This is a genomic window from Desulfobulbaceae bacterium, assembly GCA_015231515.1.
GTDB lineage: Bacteria > Desulfobacterota > Desulfobulbia > Desulfobulbales > VMSU01 > JADGBM01.
In genome coordinates this window covers 1-5,760 of sequence record JADGBM010000149.1, presented here as the reverse complement: position 1 = coordinate 5,760, position 5,760 = coordinate 1, and the positions used below count along the sequence as shown (strand labels likewise).

The 5,760-nt window shown below is 45.1% G+C and carries 4 protein-coding genes; 2 read left to right on the top strand and 2 right to left on the bottom strand.

The annotated features are described in order from the left end of the window. Both HQK80_14950 and HQK80_14945 read left to right on the top strand, forming a co-directional pair. A partial coding sequence (locus HQK80_14950) for a chemotaxis protein CheW (protein MBF0223494.1) occupies positions 1–3,097 on the top strand: 3,097 nt, incomplete at its 5' end. Between the two features lie 44 nt (positions 3,098–3,141). Then, positions 3,142–3,576, top strand: a complete 435-nt coding sequence (locus tag HQK80_14945; protein MBF0223493.1) for a purine-binding chemotaxis protein CheW — start codon at positions 3,142–3,144, stop codon at positions 3,574–3,576. A 47-nt stretch (positions 3,577–3,623) separates the two neighbouring features. On the opposite strand, the gene HQK80_14940 is transcribed toward HQK80_14945, so the two are convergent. Together HQK80_14940 and HQK80_14935 are read right to left on the bottom strand one after the other, a co-directional pair. Beyond that, positions 3,624–4,442, bottom strand: coding sequence for a protein-glutamate O-methyltransferase CheR (locus HQK80_14940; protein MBF0223492.1), 819 nt, complete (start codon positions 4,440–4,442; stop codon positions 3,624–3,626). Beyond that, positions 4,439–5,521 (bottom strand): chemotaxis response regulator protein-glutamate methylesterase, encoded by a 1,083-nt coding sequence (locus HQK80_14935; GenBank protein MBF0223491.1) that lies wholly within the window; start codon positions 5,519–5,521, stop codon positions 4,439–4,441. The genes HQK80_14940 and HQK80_14935 overlap by 4 nt, the downstream gene beginning before the upstream one ends. Positions 5,522–5,760 lie beyond the last annotated feature (239 nt).

Here is a 5,760-nt window from a genome sequence, read left to right as displayed (position 1 = left end):
TGGTGAGAATATTGATGAAGACCTTGTCAATAAGGTTTTCAGGGCTGTTCATTCAATCAAGGGCGGTGCAGGGTTTCTCGGCCTTGATACAGTCAAGGAACTTGCCCATAGCAGTGAAAATGTCATGGGCAAAATCCGCAGTAAAGAGCTGATTCCGACTTCTGACATTATTTCATCGTTGCTTGATGCCATCGATACGTTGTCAACCCTGATTAAACGGTATGAAACTTCCAACGAAGCTGACATCTCGGTTAATATGGCAGCGCTTAGTGCTATTTACGCAGGGCAGCCGCTTCCCGCGAGCCCAGCGCTAAAGGATGTTGTACCCGCACCTCCAGCTGCCGAAACGCCATTGGCGGGAGGCAAACCTGGCCAGGTATCATCTTCAGCAAACGGGCTCGTACTTAGAATTGAGAAAGCCCAGATTGAGGCTGCTTTTGATACAGGCATGCAGGTTTTCATCGTGTCGTACGATTTATCGAAGGGTGGCGAGGCTTTATCAGAAAATTGCAAAGGGATTATTGATACATTAAAAGATTGTGGAGATATTATTGCCGCCAACATAGATATTGACAGTGTTTTATCCCCTGAACTTTTAAAGGAAACAGAAAATCAATTGATAGTTGTCATTTCTTCGATGCTGGAAAAAGAACTCCTGGCCTCTTTTGTCAATATTGATTTAGAGCAGATCGAGCAGATTTCTGCTGAAGATTTGGCCTTAGCTGCTACACCTTGCGCTGCGCCGACTATGGCAGAGCCAACAGTCAAGCCCCCCCCAACAGATGGTCTGCCGGAAAAGCCTGCCATGCCCCCAGCTGTTGAGCCCGAAAAGAAGCAGAAAGCAGTTGACCCAGCACCACCGGGCAAGGAATCTCCGGTTAAGGCCGAAATAAAACCGGATACCAGTTTGCGGGTAAGTGTTCGGCAGTTAGACAACTTGATGACCCTGGCCGGAGAACTTGTTTTGACCAGAAACCAGCTTGTCCAGTCTGTTTCATCAAGAAAACTAACAGATGTTGATAATATATCACAACGACTCAATCTGGTGACCTCTGAACTTCAAGAGGCCATCATGAGTACCCGTATGCAGCCGATTGGCAATGTGTTTAATAAATTTAAGCGCATAGTCCGTGATCTCTCAAAGGGTCTTGGTAAAAAAATTGATCTCATGATTGAGGGCGAAGAGGTTGAGCTGGACAAGACTATCATCGAGTCCATTGGCGATCCTCTTACTCATCTGGTACGAAACTCTGTCGATCATGGTGTTGAGTTGCCCGTTGATCGAGTTGCAGCAGGTAAGCAAGAGACGGGGACATTGCGTATAACGGCTTATCATGAGGGCGGTCAAGTTATGATTGCCATTGAAGATGATGGGGCGGGCATTAATATTGGCCGGGTCAAGGAAAAGGTCTTATCCATGGGACTCTATGATGCCGCTACTCTTGAGACAATGAGTGATAAGGAGATTGCCAAGCTCATCTTTCTGCCTGGCATGTCAACAGCAAAAGTAGTCAGTGATGTATCTGGTCGGGGCGTGGGGATGGATGTTGTCAACACCAATATATCAAAGGTCGGAGGCATCGTTGATATTGACACCACACCGGGTAAAGGTTCTTTGATTACTATCAAATTGCCTTTAACTTTAGCGATTATACCGAGCTTGATGGTTGCAGTTCACGATGAACGTTACGCCATTCCTCAGGTCAACATGGTCGAGTTGGTCAGGATACCTGCGGCAAAGGTGAAAGAACGAATTGAAAAAATCGGTAGGGCCCTTGTTATGCGTCTCAGAGGAGAACTTCTTCCACTGGTTAAACTCAGCGAGGCTCTCGGTATCAATGATTGCTATTATACCTCCACTCAAACAAATGAGCTGCTCCCAGAAAAAAGAGTTCGCACGGAAGACCGTCGTAAAAAAGATTATCTCAAGGTCACGGCAACTGAGGTGAGTAGTGAAATTGTTGAGGACGAAGAAAAACGGGCTCAAGAAAATGATAGGCGCACCAGTCCACTGAGTGCCTATAATATTTTGGTCGTATCCGCCGGGGCCTATCATTACGGTTTGATTGTCGACCAGCTCCTCGACTCTGAAGAGATAGTGGTAAAGCCTTTAGGAACGCATCTGCGAGATTGTAAGTGCTATGCGGGCGCTTCAGTGCAGGGGGATGGCAGAGTGGCTCTTATTCTCGACGTTGTGGGCATCAGCAACATAATGAATCTGCGCACTGTTTCAAATTCTGTTCAAGAGCAGGCCTTGCAGAGGGCTGAGTTGAAAGTTATGCAGGATGTCCAATCCTTATTGATAGTGCGTAACGCACCCAAGGAACAGATCGCCATACCACTTGATCTGGTTTCCAGAATAGAGCTGAGCAAGACGGCTGATATCGAAATAACTGGAGGTCGTAGAAATATTCAGTATCGTGGCACCACTCTTCCCCTATTCACCATTGACGAAGTCGCTAAAGTCGGCTCAATTAGCCCAGACAGTCAAATTTGCTATATTATCGTCTTTTCAATAAACGGCAAAGAAGTCGGCATTATTATGTCCGAGATTATCGACATCATCCGCGGAGACTATGCGATTGATGAAATTACCCACAAACAGCCGGGAATCTTAGGTTCTTCAATTATCAATGACGAAATCACCTTGTTAGTCGATCTTTATGGAATTATTGACACACTCATACCGGAGTGGACACAGTCATTGAAGAGCAAAACAAAGGAGACGGGTCCGGCAACTATACTGGTTGTGGAGGACTCGCCGTTTTTTCTCAATCAATTTGTCAATTTTCTTAAAGAGGCCGGCCATAAACCTTTGACTGCCACAGATGGATTGCAAGGTCTTGAGGTCTTAGACACAGAGCAGGTTGATATGGTGGTTACCGATATCGAGATGCCCAATATGGATGGTTTGGAGATGACCAGAAAGATTCGGGATCAGGAACGCTTTAAAAATTTGCCCGTTATTGCTGTTACCAGTTTGGCAGGTGATGCCGCCGAGAAAAAAGGTAAGCTTGCTGGTATTGATGAGTATCTGATTAAATTGGATCGTGAAAAACTTATTGCATCGATTAAGAAGCATCTTGGCAAAAAATAACAAAATTAGAGAGTTGCACCAATTTTAAATAGAGTTGAACTATCATGACCGAAGAACAACAAGACAGAGAGCTTGTCCTTTTTCGAGCCGGAGATATGCTCTGCGGACTTGATACCCTATATGTACAAGAGATTGATCATAATATTGCGATTACTCCTGTCCATAGAGCCCCGGATTATGTCAGCGGCGTGATAAACCTTCGAGGGGAAATTGTTACAGTTATAGACTTGCATCAAAAGTTCGGTCTTGGCCCAAGTACGATTACTGAAGATACCCAGGTTGTCGTTGTTCGTTACGAAGACGAGTATATAGCCTTACTTGTGGATACTATCTACGATATTGTCGTTGCAAAGCATTATGACATTTCACCGCCGCCTTCCAATGTAGACGGGGTCAGTGGAGCTTTTTTCGACGGAGTGTACCGCATGGCAAAAGAACTTGTAGCGGTCCTTGACCTTGATGAGTTGTTAAAGAAATAGCCAAACTGGATATGACCTTTTGCCCAGATAGCATCGCATAAGCCAGTTCAGCGGAGCATGTAATACGGGGAGCCGTTATGTTCCATTCGTTTAAGGTGTTTGTTAATACCGAACAACGATTCCGTTGAACCGATTATCAACACACCATTCTCTTTAAGTCGTTTTGAGATTTGCGCAAACAACCGTTGGCGATCTGTGGCGCTGAAATATATTGCTACATTCCTACAGAAAATAATATCAAAGCTATGCGTAGCAATTGTGGAACTTAGCAGGTTTGTTTGTTCAAAATGGGCTAAGCTCCGCAACTCATCCTTTATTTTCCACGACGTTCCTTCCCGCAGAAAAAACTTGTTGAGACTAGCCGCATCAAGCCCCCGGCTTACATCCAGTGGGCTGTATTGGCCGCGGCTCGCCTTGGTGATAGCTGAGTCTGAGATGTCAGTCGCTTCGATTTTAATCGTGTGGTAGAAAAGGTTTTTTTTAAAAAAATCAGAGAGTGTCATGGCTATAGAATACACTTCTTGACCAGTTGAACATGCCGAACTCCAGATATCCAGATTACCCGGGCCATTTCTTTGTTTGCCAAGCCAGTCAGGTAGCAGTTTTTCTGTAAGTAATGTGTAGGGTTTTTGATCACGAAAAAATGAGGTTTCATTGGTAGTCATTAAGTCTATAATTTGATTGATCAGCGGGGGAGCGTTTCGAACAGCGGCAATCAGAGCGCCGAATGACGATAAAGCGGACTCCTCCAGCATAGGTGAAAGTCGGCTTTCAACAAGATATGCCTTACTGCTATCTATAACTATGCCGCTATGTCTATGAATCAAAGCTGCCAGTTCCCTTAGCTCTGTTGGATTTATCTTCATGTCCTGACCCGTTTGGTTATTTCGTTGGCGATCTGGTTCAAAGGGACAATAAGATCAACGACACCGGCATTAATAGCTTCCCCGGGCATCCCAAACACAACACAGCTCTGTTCATCCTGAGCAATAACCTGGGCGCCCTTTCTTTTCATTAATCGCAGGCCAAGCGTTCCATCAGCGCCCATACCTGTCATTATCACACCCAGTGCAGCCGATCCATATACTTGTGATATCGAACGAAACAGATAGTCTGCAGAAGGCTGGCAGTGATTTTCCGGCGGATCGTCATTAATTTCGATATGGGGCTTGCCGGATTTATTAACAACTCTCATCTGTTTACCGCCAGGCGCCAGAACGACAGTGCCGAACTCAAGCGGCATTGAGTCAACAGCCTCAACAACGTTTAAGGCACTTTTCTGGTTGAGTGTCTCGGCTAACACGGCAGTAAAGTGTGTGGGCATATGCTGAACAATGACCACTGGTACAGGTAAATTTTTTGGCAGCAAGGGTATGACTTCCGCAAGCGCATTGGGTCCACCAGTTGAAATTCCAATGGCCACGACTTGAATACGTGAAGAGGGTAAAGTGTGAGGTCGGTTTTTAATTGTGGAATCGTTTGGAATTTGCTGGGGTGGGTGATCGGAGTCTGAGACACTCTGTGTTAAAAGAGTGCGGGCTGCTATCTCTTGTACTATAGGAGTCAACTGTGAGAGAAGTGCATCTCTGCTTTCTAATGGATTATTGCAATCTGGCTTGGTGATAAAGGTTAAAGCGCCGAGTTCGAGAGCTTTTAAGGTTACAGCTGCCCCCTCTTTTGTATGGGCAGAAACCATGACCACTTTCAAGTTCGGGTGAAGGATTCTAACCTGTCTCAGAACTTCAAGCCCGTCCATCTCAGGCATTTCAAAATCAAGTGTCAACATGTCAGGCTGGAGCTGTACAATTTTTGACAAGGCGATCTTGCCATTGATTGCCGTACCGACAACCTCGACATCTGGAATCTGGGCAAGGGTTTCTGACAAAACTTTCCGATACAGAACTGTGTCATCAACAACCAGAATTCGCAATGGTCTTCGTATCAACGGTCATCTCTCCAACATCATAAAAAAAATCCCTGAACAGGGTCAATAAATTCTCGACAATCTGTATTAATGCTATCATGATTTTGGTAATTAACTCACGAAATTTATGATTTATTCGTGTTCTTATTGTTTATGTTTTGAACGGGTTGGTAAGAAACGGTTTATATCCTGAGATCTGCTGCGATAAATTTGCAGTTTACCGATGTGCATTCCAGGCATCGGCTCCATTGACTGTGTGC